This window comes from Planktothrix sp. PLAVEN19ND (assembly GCF_057220675.1).
Genome location: NZ_CM170132.1, coordinates 2,519,701 through 2,538,396, shown reverse-complemented (window position 1 = coordinate 2,538,396; position 18,696 = coordinate 2,519,701). Strand labels below are relative to the sequence as shown.

Sequence of the window (18,696 nt, the reverse complement as noted above, 5' to 3'; positions counted from 1 at the left end):
CAGGTTTGGGACTCGGTTTGGGGTAAACTGGGCCAATCATCAAAGAACAGGGTTGTAATACCTGGGGGGTAACACCCACTCCTACTACCAGCATATTGGTATTTTTAGTGGATGTCTTACCTAATTTTGCCGTGTACTCTGACTCTGGCAACCTTGAAGGCGATTTTTGGGGTTGAGATTTCGGGTACTAGGGGTCAGGGGGCTGTCAAAAACAAAATCCAGATTGATGTTATCTTTGGGGATCAAACGAGAATCTTTACTTCTATTTTGGCTTCTGATCGCCTTTAGATTTAAAATTTTTGAGGGTAACTTGACCCTGGGTTGTTCTGTTTGTTGCTGTTTCCTTGAGTTTTTCCCTCTAGTACAGGTTTTTGTCAATTGACAAGGTTCAATCCTCTGTAAAACTTATTGTGTATTTGTTCTATGAAAATTTTAGATTCTCAAGGTCGTCTTTTTGGTAGGATTAGTATTCTCGATTTTGGTGCGGCTTTAGTTATTTTACTGGTGCTGTTTGGGGTTTTCTTCTATCCAGGTACATCGGGTTCAGTGGCTCAAGTCGGTGTGACAACCCGTCCCGTGACCATAGATGTTTTAGTGGTGGGACTCAAAAGCAGTAACGCCAAAGAATTATTTAAAACCGGAGAAAAAACTAACTTAATTATTCGAAATCAACCCTATGGTCAAATTACTCTGAATAAAGTCAATTTTTTACCTAGAATTATCCCTGTGACTCAACCGGATGGTACATTAAAAGCCCTACCTGACCCCACCGCCGATAATCTATTTAATAATAATTTGCTTTTAACCCTAGAAGGAAAAGGTCAAATCACCGAAAATGGCCCAGTTTTAGGCAATATCAAAATCAAAGTCGGTACTACCGTTGAACTCGACGGCAAAAATTACAACTTTAACGGTACAGTCATCGACGTCCGCGTTCAATAAACGGCACACCCCTCCTTTCGATAATTACGAATTACGAATTACGAACGGGTAATGGGTAATGGGTAATGGGTAATAGCAAGAGTTTACCTCCCCTGCTCCCCCTGCCTCCCCTGCCTCCCCTACTCCTCTACTCCCCCTGCCTCCCCTGCCTCCCCTGCCTCCCCTACTCCTCTACTCCCCCTGCCTCCCCTGCCTCCCCTGCCTCCCCTGCTCCCCCTGCCTCCCCTGCCTCCCCTGCCCCCCCTGCCTCCCCTGCTCCCCCTGCCTCCCCTGCCTCCCCTACTCCCCCTGCCTCCCCTGCCTCCCCTGCTCCTCTACTCCCCCTGCCTCCCCTACTCCCCCTGCCCCCCTGCTCCTCTACTCCCCTGCTCCTATATGCCTTACAATAAAGGTTTGGACTGAATTAATTTCAAACAAACCCATGAGTGTAGCAGACGAGAAAACCGTAGTTCGGGATTATTTTAATAGCACAGGATTTGATCGGTGGAGACGCATCTACGGTGACGGTCAAGTGAATAAGGTGCAACTTGATATTCGTCAGGGACATCAACAAACCGTTGATCAAGTTTTGGAGTGGTTAAAAGCCGATGGTAACCTGCCGGGTTTAAGCATCTGTGACGCGGGATGTGGTGTGGGCAGTTTGAGTATTCCCTTAGCAGAGGCAGGAGCCATAGTCTACGGGAGCGATATTTCTGAAAAAATGGTGGCTGAGGCTTATGATCGGGCAAAAGACCGCCTGAACGTGATCCAAAAACTCAGCTTCACAGCCCAGGATTTGGAAACCCTACAGGGTCGCTATCATACGGTGATTTGTTTGGATGTTTTGATTCATTATCCCCAAGATCAAATTCCTGAGATGATTGCTCATCTGTGTTCCCTAGCCGAGTCCCGGGTGATTTTGAGTTTCGCGCCTAAAACCTTAGCATTAAGTATGCTTAAAAAAGTTGGGGAATTATTTCCTGGGCCGAGTAAAACTACTCGTGCTTACCAACATAAAGAAGCGGATATTGTTAAAATTTTTAGTGATAATGGTTTTTCGATTCAACGACAAACTATGATCGGGACTAACTTCTACTATTCCCGGTTAATTGAAGCAATACGCAATACGGATTAGGAGACACAAACCGGAGATGTAACATAGGCATCTCTCCGGTGTAATGGGGTTTTGATTCTGTTCCGCATTCTCTCGGTGGGGAGGAAAAACGATGCAGTTCCTGAAGGTAATCACAGCGAGTTTATTAGTTCCGGTGGGAATGGGTTGTTTATTAGCGATCGCCACGGAATTAATTAATCCTAATTCAACCACTGATAGTAGACTGAGTATTATTTTAGGAGGATTAATCCTCGGTTTGCCTTCCCTGGGAATTGGGGGATGGGTCGCCTGGGATTGGGTTCAAGAACGGCGTCAAAAAAATCAAGCTCGTTCTCGACGGATTAGTTCTATCTTTTGGCATTTAGTTAAGGTTCAAGGTGGAGAAATTAGTGTTGATAAATTAGCTCAATATACCCATTTATCCCGACTCGAATCTAAATTATTTTTAGAGAAAAAAGCTCAAGAGTTAAATGGAAAATCCCAACAGAAATCAAACGGTGAAATTATTTATTGTTTCCCTATTGATTAATATTTGATTGTTTTTAGTACATAGAGTAAATTTCTAAACCCATAAATCAGCTATTAGTTATTACCCATTACCCATTTGTAATTCGTAATTCGTAATTCGTAATTCCCTAATTATGATACCGTAGTAGAAATGCTGATAACTTGCGAGATATATTCAGATTTTTAACAAACCCATGGGCAGTGAAACAATTGTTCTTTTATCCCGCCGAGAAATCGAAAAAATGCGCCAAGCCGGACGTCTGGCGGTGCAACTGTTAAATCATCTTGAACCGATGATTCAACCCGGGGTGAGTACCCTAGAACTTAACGACGAAGCCGAACGCTGGACACAGGAACATGGGGCTCGCAGTGCCCCCCTAGGGTATCATGGATTTCCCAAATCAATCTGTACCAGCGTGAATGAAGTCATCTGTCATGGCATCCCCAACGCCAAACAGATTCTCAAAGATGGGGATATTATCAATGTCGATGTTACCCCCATCCTAGACGGCTATTATGGTGACGTCTCCCGCACCTTTTTTGTCGGGACTCCTTCGGCCGTAGCTAAAAAATTAGTCGAAGTCACAGAAGAATGTTTAAGGCGAGGAATTGAGGCCGTTAAACCCGATGGACGGGTGGGCGATATTGGGGCAGCCATTCAAGAATATGCCGAAGCCCACGGCTTTTCCGTCGTGCGGGATTTTGTTGGTCATGGAGTCAATACGGTGTTTCATACCGCCCCCCAAATTCCCCACTATGGAAAACGAGGAAAAGGAAAACGTCTACGTCCGGGGATGGTCTTTACCATCGAACCCATGATCAATGAAGGCACTTGGGAAGCCAAAGTTTTAGACGATGGTTGGACGGCCATCACCAAGGATCAAAAACTCTCCGCCCAATTTGAACATACCGTTGCCGTCACAGAAACAGGTGTAGAGATTCTCACCCTCGCAGACTAAGTGGATGTTACCCTATTAACCCCTAAAAATCTATGAGTCCTCTCCAAAAAACCTATGTTCTCAAACTCTATGTTGCTGGAAATACGCCTAACTCAGTCCGGGCGTTAAAAACCCTCAAGGACATCTTAGAACAGGAATTTCAAGGGGTTTATGCCTTAAAAGTGATTGATGTTCTGAAAAATCCGCAACTGGCTGAGGAAGACAAAATTTTGGCGACCCCTACCCTGTCCAAAATTTTACCCCCGCCCGTGCGAAAAATTATTGGAGATCTGTCCGATCGCGAAAAAGTCTTAATTGGGCTGGATCTTCTTTACGAAGAACTAATGGATGATTAAGACTGGCTCTCAAGCTCCCCCTATACAATAAGTTACTCCAATTGATCAACCCATCTTCTACCTTCGTAGGTTGGCTTGGCGGGGGAGTGTCAATGTTCCAGATTTTGTGGTAAATGTAGCATTATTATCAGAGGTTGAGTGATCAACAGTTACGTCTTTTAAAATTAAAATTTATGACTGAAAGTTCTCAGGACACCAAAGGCAATGAACGCAAACTAACCGGGGTGCAAAAAATTCGCACCATGATCGAAGGGTTTGATGATATTAGTCATGGGGGAATGCCCATTGCTAGAGCTACTCTAGTGAGCGGAACTTCGGGCACAGGAAAAACCTTATTTGCAGTTCATTTTCTCTACAACGGCATTATTTATTTTGATGAACCAGGGATTTTTATTACCTTTGAAGAATCACCTACAGATATTATTAAAAACGCCTCTAGTTTTGGATGGGATCTGCAAAAACTAATTGATGAAGGTAAGTTATTTATCTTAGATGCTTCTCCCGACCCAGAAGGACAGGATATTGTCGGAAATTTTGACCTATCTGCATTAATTGAACGGATTCAATATGCTATTCGTAAATATAAAGCCAGACGAGTATCAATTGATTCAGTAACAGCCGTTTTCCAACAATATGATGCCGCTGGGGTGGTGAGACGAGAGATTTTTCGCCTGGTGGCGCGACTGAAACAGGTGGGAGCCACTACAATTATGACAACGGAACGAGAGGCTGAATATGGCCCGGTGGCTCGGTTTGGGGTAGAAGAATTTGTCTCCGATAATGTCGTAATTTTGAGAAATGTTTTAGAAGGAGAACGGCGACGACGCACGGCCGAAATCCTGAAATTACGGGGAACAACCCACATGAAAGGGGAATATCCCTTTACAATTACTAATAATGGAATTAGTATTTTTCCCCTGGGTGCGATGCGACTTACTCAACGTTCGTCTAATGTTCGGGTTTCTTCTGGAAACACAACCCTCGACAAAATGTGTGGGGGTGGTTTCTTCAAAGATTCGATTATTCTGGCGACCGGAGCCACGGGAACAGGTAAAACTTTATTAGTTAGTATTTTTCTGGAAAATGCCTGTAGAAATGGTCAGCGGGCACTGTTATTTGCTTACGAAGAATCCCGATCTCAATTGTTTAGAAATGCGAGTTCCTGGGGAATTGATTTTGAAGAAATGGAAAGCAAGGGTTTACTGAAAATTTTATGTAGTTATCCTGAATCTACTGGGTTAGAAGATCATTTGCAAATTATTAAATCGGAAATTTCCGAGTTTAAACCGGATCGAATTGCGATTGATTCCTTATCAGCTTTAGCGCGAGGGGTGAGTAATAACGCCTTCCGTCAATTTGTGATTGGGGTGACCGGTTATGCGAAACAGGAGGAAATCACGGGATTTTTCACCAATACAACCGATCAATTTATGGGGTCTAATTCTATTACCGATTCCCATATTTCCACGATTACCGATACGATTTTGATGCTGCAATATGTGGAAATTCGTGGGGAAATGTGCCGGGCGTTGAATGTATTTAAAATGCGGGGTTCTTGGCATGATAAAGGCATTAGAGAATATACTATTAGTGATCATGGCCCGGTAATTACGGATTCTTTCCGTGATTATGAACGGATTATTAGTGGTTCTCCCAGCCGAATTGCTGTTAATGAAAAGAATGAATTATCTCGGATTATTCAAGGCGTTCAAGGGAAAATTGATTTGGATGAATAATGGGTTAAGCTATTAAGTATTCTGATTGATTTAACTTATTTGAGTTAATACCTAAAATGCGTTGGTTTCACCAAATTATAGTTCTATTTTTCAGTATTCTGATTTTTACTTGGGGAAATATAACCCCCCTATGGGCTGAAAATCAATCCCGATCTTCTGATGTGGATACTTTACTTGAGCAAGCGTTTACTGCCACTCAAAAAGGTCAGTTTTCTCAAGCTGAAATCTACTGGACTGAAATTATTGATCAATATCCTGAAAATCCGGCGATGTGGAGTAACCGCGGCAATGTTAGAGTGAGTCAAAATAAACTAAATCAGGGGATTTCTGACTATAATCAATCTATAGAATTATCTCCTAATTTTCCTGATTCCTATTTAAACCGAGGGGTAGCCTATGAAGGTTTAGGAGAGTGGGAAAAAGCGATCGCCGACTATAATCAGGTCTTAGTAATTAACCCTAATGATGCCATTGCTTATAATAATCGGGGGAATGCGGAAGCGGGATTAGGAAACTGGTCAGCCGCCCTTTTAGACTATCAAACCGCTAGTGATTTAGATAAAAACTATTCCTTTGCCCGGGGGAATTATGCCTTAACATTATATCAATTAGGAGAAACTGAAACCGCCCTAAAAACCATGAAAAATCTAGTGCGGAAATATCCTAATTTTGCTGATATGCGAGCCGCCTTAACCGCCTGTTTATGGGATATGGGCAAACCCGGAGAAGCCGAAAGTAATTGGGTGGCGGTGGTGGGACTGGATGCTCGATATAAAAATATTGATTGGGTGAAAAACGTTAGACGGTGGCCGCCCAAATTAGTCACCGCCTTAAATAATTTTCTGACTTTGAAATAATCTGATTTTTGAGGATTAATTCATCAATACACTGTTCCCCCATCGACCCATGAATACCCTACCCGCCCTCTTTTTATCCCATGGAGCACCGGATTTAACCCTTCGAGAAGGTGCTGTTACCGACTTCCTACGGTCTCTCCATGAACAATTCCCCAAGCCAAAAGCCATTCTGGTGATCTCCGCCCACTGGCTGACTGATTCACCCATGGTCAGTGCAGCCGAACACCCCAGAACAATCCATGACTTTTCTGGGTTTCCCGAACCGCTTTATCGGCTCAACTATCCCGCCCCAGGCGCACCTGAACTTGCCGAGCGCGTCCTGAGCTTGCTAACCCAAGCCAAGATTCCCTGTGAGATTCATCCTTCACGGGGACTCGATCATGGAACTTGGACACCGTTGATTCTAGCCTATCCAGCCGCCGACATCCCTGTAACCCAGCTATCCATTCAATACTACCGTGACCCCCGATATCATTGGCAACTGGGACAGGCATTAGCACCTTTACGACAGGAGGGGGTGCTGATTATCGGCAGTGGTGGCATTACCCACAATCTTGATGCCTTTGCTGAAGATTACAATGCACCGCCACCTGATTGGGTGCAAAAGTTTGATCAGTGGCTGGCAAAGACCATTGAGCAGGGAAACTGGGAAGATCTGATCGGGTATCGGCAACTTGCGCCCTATGCTCCCGAAAACCATCCCACGGAGGAACATTTACTGCCTTTGTTTGTTGCGTTAGGTGCGGTCGGGGCAACGGCTAAGGGCATACAACTGCACCGCAGCTACACCTATGGTGCTTTCAGTATGGCAGCTTACGCATTTAATTAACCCTGCCCCAACGCGCTATGCTTTAGGTACGATTCAACAGGTGCAACGGTTCAACCCCTAACTTGCTATGCGGCTGCAACGCCAATTCAACGGACAAACTATTACTCTTGATACCCACAACCCTCTAGGAAGTGGGGGGGAAGGACGCATCTATGGGATTTTAGAAGATCCGAATTTAGTTGCCAAAATCTACCATAAACCCAGCGAGGAAGATGCCGAAAAACTCACCGTTATGTATAACTATCCCCCGGCAACGGCGATGGTTTCCCCTGAAATGACGGCGATCGCTTGGCCCGTTGACCTGCTGCATACCACCGACCCTCAGCGCAAAATTGTCGGTTATTTAATGCCCCGGGTGCATAAAGCTACCCCAATTCATATTTTTTATACTCCCAAAAGTCGCCGGGAACAAAAGCCTTTATTTAATTATTTATATCTCCATCGTACCGCCCGTAATTTAGTTGCTTCCGTTGCCGATTTACATAGTAGTGGATATATTATTGGTGACGTCAATGAATCTAATATTTTAGTTAGTGATACGGCATTAGTCACCCTGGTAGATACCGACTCCTTTCAAGTTCGAGATCCCGATAGCGGGTTAATTTATCGCTGTCCCGTCGGTAAAGCCGAATTTACTCCCCCAGAACTCCAGGGACAAGCCTTTCGCGACTTAAACCGCACCCCCGAACAGGATCGGTTTGGACTGGCGGTATTAATATTTCTATTATTAATGGAAGGGACTCACCCGTTTTCCGGGGTCTATCAGGGCAGTGGCGACCCTCCAGCCATTGAGTCTCGGGTGCGGGCTGGTCATTTTGTCTATGGGACAAAACAGGTTCCCTATCAACCCATGCCCTATGCTCCTCCTTTTGAACTGTTGTATCCCAAACTGCAACAATTATTTATTCAATGTTTTGAAATGGGATATAAAAATCCCCAAGTTAGACCCGATGCGAAAACTTGGTTAATAGTATTAAAAGAAGCCGAAGCGAATTTAATTACCTGTAACCAACAATCAGAACATCGTTATGGAAATCATTTAAGCCATTGTCCTTGGTGCGATCGCACGGAAAAATTAGGGGGGCGCGACCCCTTTCCTTCCCGCCTAGCCGTTAAACAAAAACAAAATTTACAACCGCTCAAACGCAAACGCAAACGAGTTTTAAATAATAAACCTATTCCGGTTAATAATCGTCCTGTATTCAATCCGTCAAACCGTCCTATTTTTGCTCAACAAACGGCAAAAAAAACCTTGGTTTTTCCCCAGACTCCTAATTTTTATCTCCAAACTTTATTCGGAAATATCTTTGAAGGAGTTGTCTTAGGAGGACTGTGGGGAACGTCGGTTTTATCGGCAATTATTGCGCTGATTATTGCGTTTGTGCAAGGGAAAGAAGCAATTATTGGCGGGTTAGTCGTGGGGGCAATGTGGGGGGCATTTCTAGGAATGGTTATTAGTGTGTATCTCCCTCCGCCCGGGGGATTAAACCGAGTTGTAGCGTTAATTGTGGGGGGCTGGTCAGGGATTTTTGTGGCAGCGGTGATTGCCGGATTAATCCTTGGGGTAGTGGAACGGGAACCCTTGATTGGTCAAACCTTAATGTGGGGGGCTTTAATGGGGATGGTTTGGGGTGCGGTTTGGCATTTATTTAAACCTCCTTTATCCTTACCTCATATTGGACGGTTGTGGGGAAGACGCGGGGCATTTGTTGGGGGAGTTTGGGGGTCATATTTAGGAACTTTAGGGGGAATTTGTTTAGGAATTTTAGCTGTGGGTTGGCAACAATTTGAACAGATGAATTCTAATATTAATTCCCCTGCAAATTCCTCGGAAATAGCCCTGAGAATAATGGCGACGGCTATTGTGGCTGCGGGGGTGGGAACTATTGGGGGAACTGTAGCGGGAGGGTTATTTGGAAGCGTTGGAGGTGCTCCGAGTTTGCCTTTATCCCTGAATTTATCAGGACGAAGGGGGGCTTTTATTGGGGCAATTTGGGGTAATTTTTTAGGGGCAATTTCTGGGGCGGGTTTGGGAGTTTTAGCCGCCACAACTTTTGCTAATTTTTTAGATACTTCTGCAACAACGGGTACAACTTCTTTATTAATGGGTTCAATTATTGTATCGGCTGGAATTGGCAGTATTTGGGGGATGATTTCCGGTTTAATTTGGGGAGCTTTTGGCAAACTTTAAGGGTTGTTGTTGTTTGTTAGTCGAAGTGTTAATTATATTAAAAATTTTATCAGGAATATGAATCACTAAAAATGCGATCGCATCTTGATGATCACTATCGCTTAAAATTGTTTCTAGGGAACTAGGAACTGGAATTTCATCTCCATCAGCAACCATTAAATTAATATGACCTATTAAGGCTTCCTGAGCTATAATTTGTGTGGCTTCTATCGTTTTTTCCGCAGTAATACAACCAGGAAAATCATAAAACTGTACTCCATAATCACTGTCAGTATCTTTATGAACAGTAGCAATATAATAAGTCATTTTTTCTCCTTTATGTTAATTTAATTCCAGCTTGTTTTTCAATACTTTTTAAGGTTTGAATCGGAATATCCCTTTTCGGATGGGGTACAGTAACTTTACCCAATTTTACAGGATGTTTAAAATGATAATGACTGCCAGTAACACCGACTTGATACCATCCATCTTGTTGTAATTTCTTGATAATTTTTCTACTCTCCATGTATCATTTTCTCAATTAGCAACTGCATCTGGATCATCACCAGTCCTTAAAATCATTTCTAACCAATTGATAACCAAAATACTCATTTTAAGGTATAATGATTCTAAATCACTGCCAAAAACCTCAATTATTCAGGTTTGGGTTGAGAGTATAAAAAATTATTGTTTAATTTGTATTGTGTTTGAAATTAGGGTTATTGATATGAATACAGAAATTTTCGCATTCATTCGGGGGATGACCAGTTCACCGACAATTGCACCTACTCGCTCTCGTCAAACTATTAATCAACTCTATCCTAATTATAAAGTTATTGTCTTGAATGATGATTTTAATACCTTTGAACACGTTAGTCATTGTTTGATGAAATATATTCCCGGGATGACAGCCGATAGCGCCTGGGAATTAACAAATCAAATCCATTATGAAGGTCAAGCGACGGTATGGGTTGGCCCCCAAGAACAAGCGGAATTATATCATCAACAATTAAGTCGGGAAGGGTTAACCATGGCACCTTTAGAAAAGGCTTAATATTGATTAAAATTAACGGGAAATTTGGGTGCGTGTGCTGCGCTTACGCACCACCTCTAAATTATGCTGAGATAAAATCTAATTATAAACGAACCACGATCATCCCCCATGAAAAAGGGAGGAATTAAGGGGGATCATTTAGGAATTCACCCAACAGAAATACCAGATTTGGTTATTGTTTGATGGGGCGGTTGTGGATGTTATGTCAAATTTTACAACCGGAGGGCGGTTCAAGTGAAATAATTTGCTAGACTGCCTTAACCCAGAACTAATATAGGGAGTCATCACTAATACAATACTTTTCTTCTCTTTCTAGCCATTTAGCCATTGCCCAAGCTTCCTGAAATCTTATATCCGCCATAGTCAGACCATAGTTTCTACATAAATCTTTAAACTCTTGATAGGTAGAAGGTTGCTTAGTAAAAAGTAACCACATTAGTTTTCTTTGAGATTAAACCGCGATTAACCAAATCATTTAGGAAGTTACACCAATCCTCATCTGACCAATTTTTGCTGTCGTCAGGGTATTGACCGATTTCCATTTTCTAATTCCTCTATGAGAATGTGAATGTCAATTTCGAGTATCCTACAAATATCCAGAGTCTCCAAAAAATCGAGCCTCCGCACACCATTTTCATATTTGGAGACAAACGTTTGATCTTGACCAACTAGCATCCCAAGCTCGGCTTGAGAAAGCCTTCGTTTCTCCCGCGCACTCCTTAAAATTCCAAGCAATTGAAGATATTCAGCTCGAAAGATGGTCTTTGGGTGTCCTTTATTTCTCTCGGTATTTATGTTGTAGTCATTTGATCTACTACGCCGATCTAATCGATCTGATAAAGCCATGCGAAATTGACATTGAGGCAGTGTTCAATATAACCTTGACATGACAGCCAAAATATGCGAAAATAGCATAAAAAGTTATGAAGATGCAGTAAAGCGATAGTAAAGCGATAAAATTTTTACATAGTAAAGGTTTCAATTCTGTCAGCAAGGATAAATGTTATGTCAACTGAAATGGAAAGAAAAGTGCTGGTCAATAAATTGATTGCTAATTTCCAAGAATGGACTTTAACTAGCTGGAAACCTTCTGAGGATATGCTACAGGCGCTAGAAGAATACTTAGTTTTCTTTTCTCCAAAAGATATTTGTGATGTCAACCATATAAAACAATCCTTAATTTTTGTCATCAATGAAAGACTGGAATTAAACAGAAAAGTATATCGATATTTTATCGATCAAGCAGCCAAGAAGGGAGAAATATTTAACTATCATCAAAAATTAGAGATAGAAGAAGCCATCAATCGTCCTGAAATTAATTTCAATGAATGGGTTTCTGATATTTTCAAACACCATCAATACCTGGGATATCTTGTGATTTTAGCAACTAAAGTTGAAAGAGAAAAAAACAGAGATTTTATTGACTTAGACAAATTATTAAAAGAAAAAGAAAAAGAAAAATACATAAATATAATTGAATCTATTTTTTGTTCATATATTTTTTATTGTGTATCTGAAGATACTATTCATAAAGCTGTTAATAAAAATTGTCAAGAGAGATATTTTAAAAACTATTGGGAACATCTTAAATATTTCCATAGTAAGCAAGTTGCTAGAGATCAGGGACTTTCAATAATTGATGTCGATAATTTTTTTGATGAACTCCAGGATTATGATCGAATTCTCAGTCAACTAATTGATCAAATTACTAAAATTTATGACGAATTAACAAATCATTGTTATTTAGCAATAATTATAGGAGATAAATTTTCCTGCAAATGGAGCTTAATTGCAGATATCACAATTTTTTGTGAAAAGTTTTTAGAAAGACCTATAGAGCGCACTTACTTCAGATGGAAAGAAGTAGAGCGTCAAACAATAGATTATATCAAGAATTTAGATCGGAAAACCTGTGAGTTTCAGAAGGGTAATGAGGGATTTACCTATAAAGACTGTTATCTTGTTTATGTAGATCAGCAAGAAAAAACCGTTCTTCTTTTTGAAAAAAATGAACGGGATGAAACTCTGATTCCTTGTCCAAAATGCAGAACATTTAAAGTTCAAGGTAATTCCTATCCTATACTTGGTGTCAGAAGCTTTGAGTGTAAAAATCTGTTTTGTGGAGAAAAAAGCAAATATAATAGAGGAAAGCGTTATTCCCTGGCTTCTATTATCAGGCAACAAGCTATCTTAGATGATAGGAATATAATTCCAAAAGAAATTATAAAAAAATGGAGGAGAGATATAGTAAAAACTTCTTCAATTGCCGATATTTTTTTATTTTTAATAAAATCTTATTCATTATATGGCGATACTGTGGTCATTTATTCTAATCAAGTAAGTCTCGAAAATGAAAGTTTTGGAAGAAATATAAAATACCAAAATTCATATTTTCTATACAATAAATACAATAAAATTTTAGATAATAAACTAGCAAAAGAATATAGAGAGCTTTCATTTTTTAAGCGATTTATCTGTGATCAAGAACATGAAAAACAATGTTTAATTTTGAATCTATCTAACGTTCCAGAGGTAACTTTATATCAAGGAGATGCCTTTCAGGTGCTTCACCAATTAAACAGTGAATCTATAGGAGGCGCAGTAACATCGCCTCCATACTATAATGCCAGAGAATATTCTCAGTGGTCTAATATTTATTGCTATTTGTACGATATGTACAACATATCAAAGGAGGTTTTTAGATGTTTAAAGTATGGAGCACCATACTTATTTAATATATTTGACTACTTTGATAATGAAAATATTATAGTTTTTTCGGATATGGGTAAAAAAAGACTGATTTTAAGTAGCTATATTAGCTTTATTTTTAGGTATATTGGTTTTACCCATTTAGGAAACATTGCATGGGATAAGGGAGAAATTGAGGGTCACAGAAATTTCAATCAAGGTAATGACTCTCCTTATTATCAGGCTCCCTTAAATTGTTGGGAACACATCCTAATATTTTCTAAAGGTTATCCATCCTTCGATATATCTAAACTCCCGAAAGTTATTCAAGAAAAACCTGTAACGAAAATGGTTGGAGGTAAAAATATTTATGGTCATAGTGCGCCATTTCCTGAAGCACTTCCCAAACTTCTTTTTTCTATTGTACCCTCTGAAGATATCATATTAGATCCCTTTGCCGGGAGTATGACTACGGGTAGGGTTGCTGCTAGAGAATCTCGTACATCTATTAATATTGAGTTACATCAACATTACTGCGATCTATCTCTAAACTTACTCAACACTCAGATTATTAAACCTTTGCAGAGGAGCTTGTTTGATACGGAAATTTTTTGTAATTAATTTTAATGATAGTATCTGAAACCCATCCTCTGCTACCCTGGCGGATGAAACTAAATTTTTTAATGGATGACAACGATGGAAGAAGTTAGTTCTGCGGTTAAACGACTTTATGACACCTATCCCTTTCCCCCTGACCCCCTACTGGATGAACCGCCCCCTGGGTACAACTGGCGATGGTCTTGGCCAGTGGCCTATAGTTTTTGTACGGGTCAGAAGCCCCAAAATCTTGATATCCGTATTTTAGATGCAGGCTGCGGTACGGGTTCAAGTACGGAGTATTTAATTATACTTAACCCAGAAGCCTCGGTTCTCGGGATTGACCTAAGTGAAGGGGCGATCCAAACAGCCATAGAACGCTGTAGTCGGTCTGGGATTTCTACTCACGGAACTCCCTCCCCGGAATTTCGCCGTTTGAGTCTCTATGATGCAGGACAGTTGGAGGGACAGTTTGATTTTATTAACTGTGTTGGGGTTTTGCACCATTTACCCGATCCAATTCGCGGGATTCAAACCTTAGCATTAAAGTTGGCCCCTGGGGGGTTAATCCACATTTTTGTCTACGCTGAATTGGGACGCTGGGAAGTTCAGTTGATGCAAAAAGCGATCGCCCTTTTACAAGGAGAAAAACGGGGAGACTATAAAGATGGGGTAAAAATTGGTCGTCAGATTTTTGAAGCTCTACCGGAAAAAAATCGCTTAGTCACTTATGAATCTAAACGCTGGGGATTAGAAAATCAGCGGGATGAATGTTTTGCGGATATGTATGTCCATCCTCAAGAAATTGACTACAATATTGATAGTTTATTTGAGTTAATTGATGCTTCGGGGTTGGAATTTATCGGTTTTTCTAATCCAAATTATTGGAACTTAGAGCGCTTAATTGGGGACTCACCGGAGTTGCTAGAACGGGCGAGTCAATTGAGCGATCGCCAACGCTATCGTTTAATTGAACTCCTTGATCCTGAGATTAGTCATTATGAATTCTTCCTCGGACGTTCCCCTTTACCCAGGAATAATTGGTCAAGTGATCAGGCATTATTAGCTGCTATTCCTGAACGCAGTCCTTGTATGAATGGCTGGCCAAGTCAAAATTTATTTGACTATAATTATCAAATTGTCAGTTTATCCGATGCGGAATTTGAGTTTCTCAAAGCCTGTGATCAAAATTCAGCATCTCCTCGAACCGTTGGGGAAATTTTAACTCAAATCTCTTTTGATTTAGAGGGGGTGCGATCGCTTTTCAATCGACATTTAATTCTATTATCAATCAAGCAGAATTAACCCGAAAGTTAACGGCGATTTAACAACCGTTTCCAAACCTGATTTGATCTGGGGTTTGGAAACAAAACCGCTCCTATAAGATTAGGAATAAAAGCAGTGAGATCACATTTATCTGAATAACAGTTATGGAACGTATCCCGGAACCGGAAGTCATGGATAGTTGGGAAGAAGCCAGCGAATATGATGCCATGGATTTTACCCAAGTGAATCAAGAATTTACAGAAATGGCGATCGAATTAGGGCCAGAAACCGGATTAATATTAGATGCGGGAACTGGGACAGCCCGAATTCCGATTTTAATTGCTCAAAGGCGATCGCAATGGCAAATTACCGGAATTGATTTATCGGCAAATATGCTATTTATTGGCAATCAAAATATTGGGCAAGCGGGGTTAGAGCAGCAAATTAAATTAGAACAAATCGATGCCAAGCAGTTACCCTATCCCGATGCTACCTTTGATATGGTGATTTCCAATAGTATTATTCATCATTTAACCGATCCTCTGCTATTTTTTCAAGAAATTCAGCGCGTATTAAAACCCCAAGGGGGAATATTTCTAAGAGATTTAACTCGTCCAAGTTGCGAAACAGAACTTAATAGTTTAGTTGAACAATATGCGAGAGATTGTAATGATCATCGGAAAAAATTATTTCGAGATTCATTAAAGGCGGCTTATACTTTAGATGAAATTATTAATTTTATAGAATCTGTGGGTTTAGAAAACACGAGAATTTATCAATCTTCCGACCGCCATTGGACAGCCGAACGTTCCTATCTTCCTTAGCCAAATAAAAACAACCATAGGGGTAAGGTTAATAATAAGAGTGCAGCACCCAAAGCTAAATTAGTAACGGCTAATTCTCGATCTAAATTAAAGGCTTCGGCTAATACTAAAGTTGCAAAAGCCGGAGGAGTTGCCATTTGTAAGACCAAAACCAATAACGGAGATCCCTTTAATCCCAATAGTGTTAATCCATAACCTAAAACTAAAGGCACAATTAACATTTTAATCGCTAAACTAACAGAAGCCGGTCGGAAATGATGCCAAGAATTAAGCTGACTTAAACGCATTCCCATTAACACTAAAGTTAAAGCCACACTCCCCCAAGCAATCCCTCTTAACCCCTGTTCTATCGGCTCAGATAAAGGGATATTCCGCACCATTAAACCAATTACCATACTAATTAAAGCCGGATTAGTTAATGACACCCCAACTAATTGCCAAGGGTCTTGTTTTCCCATACCAAACCGAGCAGCTAAAGCTACCCCCAACCCATAGGCTCCAATCACCGTTCCTAATCCATCATAAAATATCGCCCAGCCAAAATATTTCGGGCCGACTAATGCTAAACTCACAGGGAAACCAATATATCCCGTATTCCCTACCATAGCCGCCAATAAAAAACTCCCTTGGGCGGGGAGAGATAGGGGCAAAATATCCCATTTTGGCATCCGGCTTTGCCAGTACAACCCTATCCCCGCTAACCCCGCGCCGAGGAAAATAGCAGCCCAAGCCACTAAGGGAGCAATCCATATCGAACCAGATAAATCAGCTTTTCTTAAAAAGGCAATAATGGCAATCGGAACCACACCCCAATATAAAATTTTACCTAAATAATAGGGAACAATCTCAGGCAATTTTTGACCCAAAATCCATCCGATTAAAACGCCCCCAATTAGCCATTGATAAAGCGTTAAAAGTTGACTTACAGAATTAGACATAAAGATTAAGTTAAATTGTTGATCCTTGGCTGTTGACTGACAACTGCTTGTGATGGATGACTAAATAGGGGATGATCTAATAGAATTGAGACTTTGATGGATGTCAGGAGTCAAACCGTTGAAGAATTCTAGTCTACCGAAACAAGCCCAAACCTTAGCCGATGGAGTAACAGAAGATATTCCAGAGGCGATACGAGATATTCCCGTGCTTCCGGTGGTTTCCTCTGGCTCCTCTGGGAAGCCGGGGCTATTCTGGAAAATGCTAGGGTTAGCCGTGGTAGCCTTCTGTACCGCGTTAGTTATGAATTATCAATTTGGAATTCTGGCTCCTCGGTCTGATATTCCCGTAGTCCAAACCCCAATTCCTGTGATTCCGCCATCACCTTCTGCGTCTTTGTCTTCAACTCCCCCGCCAACGAGTTCCCCAAACCCAACTCCGACCCTTCCCGACACTTTATTGGGTCATCTCCCCTATCAAGAAGCACCAGAATCAGAGTTAAAAAGTATTACGGCCGATGGGGGACATCGGTTACGCAAAGCTGCCGCCAAAGCCTATCAGGAAATGGAACAGGATGCCAGGGCAAGTGGGGTCAGTTTAGTTCCGATTTCCACCTTTCGCAGTGTTAAAGACCAGGAAACGATCTTTTTTGAAATAAAAGCCCAACGGGGACAGGTGACGACGAAACGGGCAGAGGTTAGCGCTCCTCCGGGTTATAGTGAACATCATACGGGTTATGCCATTGATATTGGAGATGGGGGCAGACCCTCTACGGATTTGAATGTAAGTTTTGAAGAAACCCCGGCGTTTCAATGGTTAAAAGATCATGCCGCTTTTCATAGTTTTGAGTTATCCTTTCCTAAAGACAATCCCCAGGGAGTCAGTTATGAACCTTGGCATTGGCGTTTTGTTGGAGACCGCCATAGTTTAGAAACTTTTTATAGGGCCAGAAACCAAAAGGAAAATTGATGAGAACCACCAGTTTAAATCTAATTGCCATTAGTGTTTTCTGTATGACTCTATCGGTGTTATTAAGTCCGGTATTAAATATTTCGCCCTTTATTCCAGCGGGGATTACTTTTTTTTTATTGGGGGTTGCCACTTTAGATGTTTTTCAGTTTCAAGGTCAGGGGGCGAGTTTATTAGTGGATGGGTTGGCGGGAACTTCCGCATCTACTCGGGAGCGAATTTTACACCATGAAGCGGGACATTTTTTGGTAGCCTATTTGATGGAAATTCCCGTTCAGGGATATGCCTTAAATGGCTGGGAAGCCTTTAAACAAGGATTTAAAGCTCAAGGAGGGGTGCAGTTTGCCGATCAACTTTTATGGGAACAATTAAAGCAGGGTCAGATTTCTTCTCAGGTTTTAGATCGTTATTGTGCAGTTTGGATGGCGGGAATTGCCGCAGAAACTTTAATATTTAAAAAAGCCGAAGGAGGACGGGAAGATCGAGATAAAATTATAGCAATTTGGACTCAGCTACAGTGCCCTTTGAGTGAAGCTAAAATCAAGGAGCGTTGGGCAATATTACAGGCTAAAACATTAATTGAAACTCACAAAGTGGCTTATTTTGATTTAGTGGAAGCCATGAGAAATCGGGCTTCCGTAGAAGATTGTTGTCGAAGGATCAAAGATTTTAAAGATGGAGGCGGGGTGTTAACAGTTGAGAGTTAAATCTAAAATACAAGGTTAGAGGAGCGGAAAATAAGTAGTGGGGCATTAATCAACCTAACCCTGTAAATAACTGTAAAAATGACCGAATGCTTTACCATTGCCCATTGCCCATTGCCTAATCTTCACCATTAACTTAACTTTTGGGCGATTACTTAGCTAATTTGGATGCAGCAATAATTGATCAATGCTGCTATTAATAGAGGAGAGCGAAAGCAAGAATACAGAGA

Annotated in this window: 19 protein-coding genes; 15 read left to right on the top strand and 4 right to left on the bottom strand. The window is 41.2% G+C overall.

Annotation, left to right across the window (positions count from 1 at the left end):
- Positions 1-423 precede the first annotated feature (423 nt).
- The 9 genes from AC2D3N_RS10975 (at position 424) to AC2D3N_RS10935 (ending at position 9,449) form a co-directional block, all read left to right on the top strand.
- On the top strand, positions 424-942 hold the full coding sequence (locus AC2D3N_RS10975; protein ID WP_079677633.1) for a DUF4330 domain-containing protein: 519 nt from the start codon (positions 424-426) through the stop codon (positions 940-942).
- Between the two features lie 421 nt (positions 943-1,363).
- On the top strand, positions 1,364-2,056 hold the full coding sequence (gene bchM, locus AC2D3N_RS10970) for a magnesium protoporphyrin IX methyltransferase (RefSeq protein ID WP_079677632.1): 693 nt from the start codon (positions 1,364-1,366) through the stop codon (positions 2,054-2,056).
- Between the two features lie 91 nt (positions 2,057-2,147).
- Complete coding sequence (locus AC2D3N_RS10965) at positions 2,148-2,564, top strand: hypothetical protein (protein ID WP_079677631.1); 417 nt, start codon at positions 2,148-2,150, stop codon at positions 2,562-2,564.
- A gap of 172 nt (positions 2,565-2,736) precedes the next feature.
- A complete protein-coding gene (gene map, locus AC2D3N_RS10960) occupies positions 2,737-3,501 on the top strand; it encodes a type I methionyl aminopeptidase (RefSeq protein ID WP_079677630.1) in 765 nt (254 codons plus the stop codon).
- Between the two features lie 32 nt (positions 3,502-3,533).
- Positions 3,534-3,836 carry a circadian clock protein KaiB gene (gene kaiB, locus AC2D3N_RS10955; protein ID WP_079677629.1) on the top strand — a complete coding sequence of 101 codons (303 nt, stop codon included), beginning with the start codon at positions 3,534-3,536 and terminating at the stop codon, positions 3,834-3,836.
- 173 nt (positions 3,837-4,009) lie between these two features.
- Positions 4,010-5,572 (top strand): circadian clock protein KaiC, encoded by a 1,563-nt coding sequence (kaiC, locus tag AC2D3N_RS10950; RefSeq protein ID WP_079677628.1) that lies wholly within the window; start codon positions 4,010-4,012, stop codon positions 5,570-5,572.
- 56 nt (positions 5,573-5,628) lie between these two features.
- Positions 5,629-6,429 carry a tetratricopeptide repeat protein gene (locus AC2D3N_RS10945; protein WP_079677627.1) on the top strand — a complete coding sequence of 267 codons (801 nt, stop codon included), beginning with the start codon at positions 5,629-5,631 and terminating at the stop codon, positions 6,427-6,429.
- Positions 6,430-6,478: 49 nt separating this feature from the next.
- Positions 6,479-7,258: a dioxygenase family protein gene (locus AC2D3N_RS10940; protein ID WP_079677626.1), complete on the top strand. Its 780-nt coding sequence runs from the start codon at positions 6,479-6,481 to the stop codon at positions 7,256-7,258.
- A 67-nt stretch (positions 7,259-7,325) separates the two neighbouring features.
- Positions 7,326-9,449: a DNA-binding protein gene (locus AC2D3N_RS10935; protein WP_079677625.1), complete on the top strand. Its 2,124-nt coding sequence runs from the start codon at positions 7,326-7,328 to the stop codon at positions 9,447-9,449.
- Here AC2D3N_RS10935 and AC2D3N_RS10930 read toward each other — a convergent pair.
- Entirely contained in the window at positions 9,420-9,755 is a 336-nt protein-coding gene (locus AC2D3N_RS10930) for a type II toxin-antitoxin system HicB family antitoxin (protein ID WP_079677624.1), read from the bottom strand. The two genes, AC2D3N_RS10935 and AC2D3N_RS10930, sit on opposite strands and share 30 nt — an antisense overlap.
- 10 nt (positions 9,756-9,765) lie before the next feature.
- Entirely contained in the window at positions 9,766-9,954 is a 189-nt protein-coding gene (locus AC2D3N_RS10925) for a type II toxin-antitoxin system HicA family toxin (protein ID WP_484693614.1), read from the bottom strand.
- 234 nt (positions 9,955-10,188) lie between these two features.
- Between AC2D3N_RS10925 and clpS the strand changes: the two genes are divergently transcribed.
- A complete protein-coding gene (gene clpS, locus AC2D3N_RS10920) occupies positions 10,189-10,482 on the top strand; it encodes an ATP-dependent Clp protease adapter ClpS (protein WP_200816716.1) in 294 nt (97 codons plus the stop codon).
- Between the two features lie 519 nt (positions 10,483-11,001).
- Here the strand turns inward: clpS and AC2D3N_RS10915 are convergent.
- Positions 11,002-11,328 (bottom strand): helix-turn-helix domain-containing protein, encoded by a 327-nt coding sequence (locus AC2D3N_RS10915; RefSeq protein ID WP_484693613.1) that lies wholly within the window; start codon positions 11,326-11,328, stop codon positions 11,002-11,004.
- 159 nt (positions 11,329-11,487) lie between these two features.
- On the opposite strand from AC2D3N_RS10915, the gene AC2D3N_RS10910 reads away from it, so the two are divergent.
- From AC2D3N_RS10910 to AC2D3N_RS10900, 3 genes are all read left to right on the top strand, one after another.
- Complete coding sequence (locus tag AC2D3N_RS10910) at positions 11,488-13,791, top strand: DNA-methyltransferase (protein ID WP_484693612.1); 2,304 nt, start codon at positions 11,488-11,490, stop codon at positions 13,789-13,791.
- A 66-nt stretch (positions 13,792-13,857) separates the two neighbouring features.
- Positions 13,858-15,072 (top strand): class I SAM-dependent methyltransferase, encoded by a 1,215-nt coding sequence (locus AC2D3N_RS10905; protein ID WP_484693611.1) that lies wholly within the window; start codon positions 13,858-13,860, stop codon positions 15,070-15,072.
- 125 nt (positions 15,073-15,197) lie between these two features.
- Positions 15,198-15,857, top strand: coding sequence for a class I SAM-dependent methyltransferase (locus AC2D3N_RS10900; RefSeq protein WP_079677619.1), 660 nt, complete (start codon positions 15,198-15,200; stop codon positions 15,855-15,857).
- Here the strand turns inward: AC2D3N_RS10900 and AC2D3N_RS10895 are convergent.
- Positions 15,854-16,795, bottom strand: coding sequence for an AEC family transporter (locus tag AC2D3N_RS10895; RefSeq protein WP_079677618.1), 942 nt, complete (start codon positions 16,793-16,795; stop codon positions 15,854-15,856). The two genes, AC2D3N_RS10900 and AC2D3N_RS10895, sit on opposite strands and share 4 nt — an antisense overlap.
- 118 nt (positions 16,796-16,913) lie before the next feature.
- Between AC2D3N_RS10895 and AC2D3N_RS10890 the strand changes: the two genes are divergently transcribed.
- Positions 16,914-17,762 carry a M15 family metallopeptidase gene (locus AC2D3N_RS10890; RefSeq protein ID WP_484693610.1) on the top strand — a complete coding sequence of 283 codons (849 nt, stop codon included), beginning with the start codon at positions 16,914-16,916 and terminating at the stop codon, positions 17,760-17,762.
- The gene (locus tag AC2D3N_RS10885; RefSeq protein WP_484693609.1) at positions 17,762-18,469 is read left to right on the top strand and encodes an ATP-dependent Zn protease; all 708 of its coding nucleotides are present in this window, start codon (positions 17,762-17,764) and stop codon (positions 18,467-18,469) included. Before AC2D3N_RS10890 ends, AC2D3N_RS10885 begins: the two co-directional genes overlap by 1 nt.
- Positions 18,470-18,696: the final 227 nt, after the last annotated feature.

Bases quoted from the DNA above. Each gene is read 5' to 3' on its own strand.
- AC2D3N_RS10910 (WP_484693612.1), top strand. From the start codon at position 11,488: ATGTCAACTGAAATGGAAAGAAAAGTGCTGGTCAATAAATTGATTGCT.
- AC2D3N_RS10915 (WP_484693613.1), bottom strand. From the start codon at position 11,328: ATGGCTTTATCAGATCGATTAGATCGGCGTAGTAGATCAAATGACTAC.
- kaiB (WP_079677629.1), top strand. From the start codon at position 3,534: ATGAGTCCTCTCCAAAAAACCTATGTTCTCAAACTCTATGTTGCTGGA.
- AC2D3N_RS10965 (WP_079677631.1), top strand. From the start codon at position 2,148: ATGCAGTTCCTGAAGGTAATCACAGCGAGTTTATTAGTTCCGGTGGGA.
- AC2D3N_RS10925 (WP_484693614.1), bottom strand. From the start codon at position 9,954: ATGGAGAGTAGAAAAATTATCAAGAAATTACAACAAGATGGATGGTAT.
- AC2D3N_RS10930 (WP_079677624.1), bottom strand. From the start codon at position 9,755: ATGACTTATTATATTGCTACTGTTCATAAAGATACTGACAGTGATTAT.
- bchM (WP_079677632.1), top strand. From the start codon at position 1,364: ATGAGTGTAGCAGACGAGAAAACCGTAGTTCGGGATTATTTTAATAGC.
- map (WP_079677630.1), top strand. From the start codon at position 2,737: ATGGGCAGTGAAACAATTGTTCTTTTATCCCGCCGAGAAATCGAAAAA.
- kaiC (WP_079677628.1), top strand. From the start codon at position 4,010: ATGACTGAAAGTTCTCAGGACACCAAAGGCAATGAACGCAAACTAACC.
- AC2D3N_RS10940 (WP_079677626.1), top strand. From the start codon at position 6,479: ATGAATACCCTACCCGCCCTCTTTTTATCCCATGGAGCACCGGATTTA.
- AC2D3N_RS10975 (WP_079677633.1), top strand. From the start codon at position 424: ATGAAAATTTTAGATTCTCAAGGTCGTCTTTTTGGTAGGATTAGTATT.
- clpS (WP_200816716.1), top strand. From the start codon at position 10,189: ATGACCAGTTCACCGACAATTGCACCTACTCGCTCTCGTCAAACTATT.
- AC2D3N_RS10935 (WP_079677625.1), top strand. From the start codon at position 7,326: ATGCGGCTGCAACGCCAATTCAACGGACAAACTATTACTCTTGATACC.
- AC2D3N_RS10905 (WP_484693611.1), top strand. From the start codon at position 13,858: ATGACAACGATGGAAGAAGTTAGTTCTGCGGTTAAACGACTTTATGAC.
- AC2D3N_RS10895 (WP_079677618.1), bottom strand. From the start codon at position 16,795: ATGTCTAATTCTGTAAGTCAACTTTTAACGCTTTATCAATGGCTAATT.
- AC2D3N_RS10900 (WP_079677619.1), top strand. From the start codon at position 15,198: ATGGAACGTATCCCGGAACCGGAAGTCATGGATAGTTGGGAAGAAGCC.
- AC2D3N_RS10885 (WP_484693609.1), top strand. From the start codon at position 17,762: ATGAGAACCACCAGTTTAAATCTAATTGCCATTAGTGTTTTCTGTATG.
- AC2D3N_RS10945 (WP_079677627.1), top strand. From the start codon at position 5,629: ATGCGTTGGTTTCACCAAATTATAGTTCTATTTTTCAGTATTCTGATT.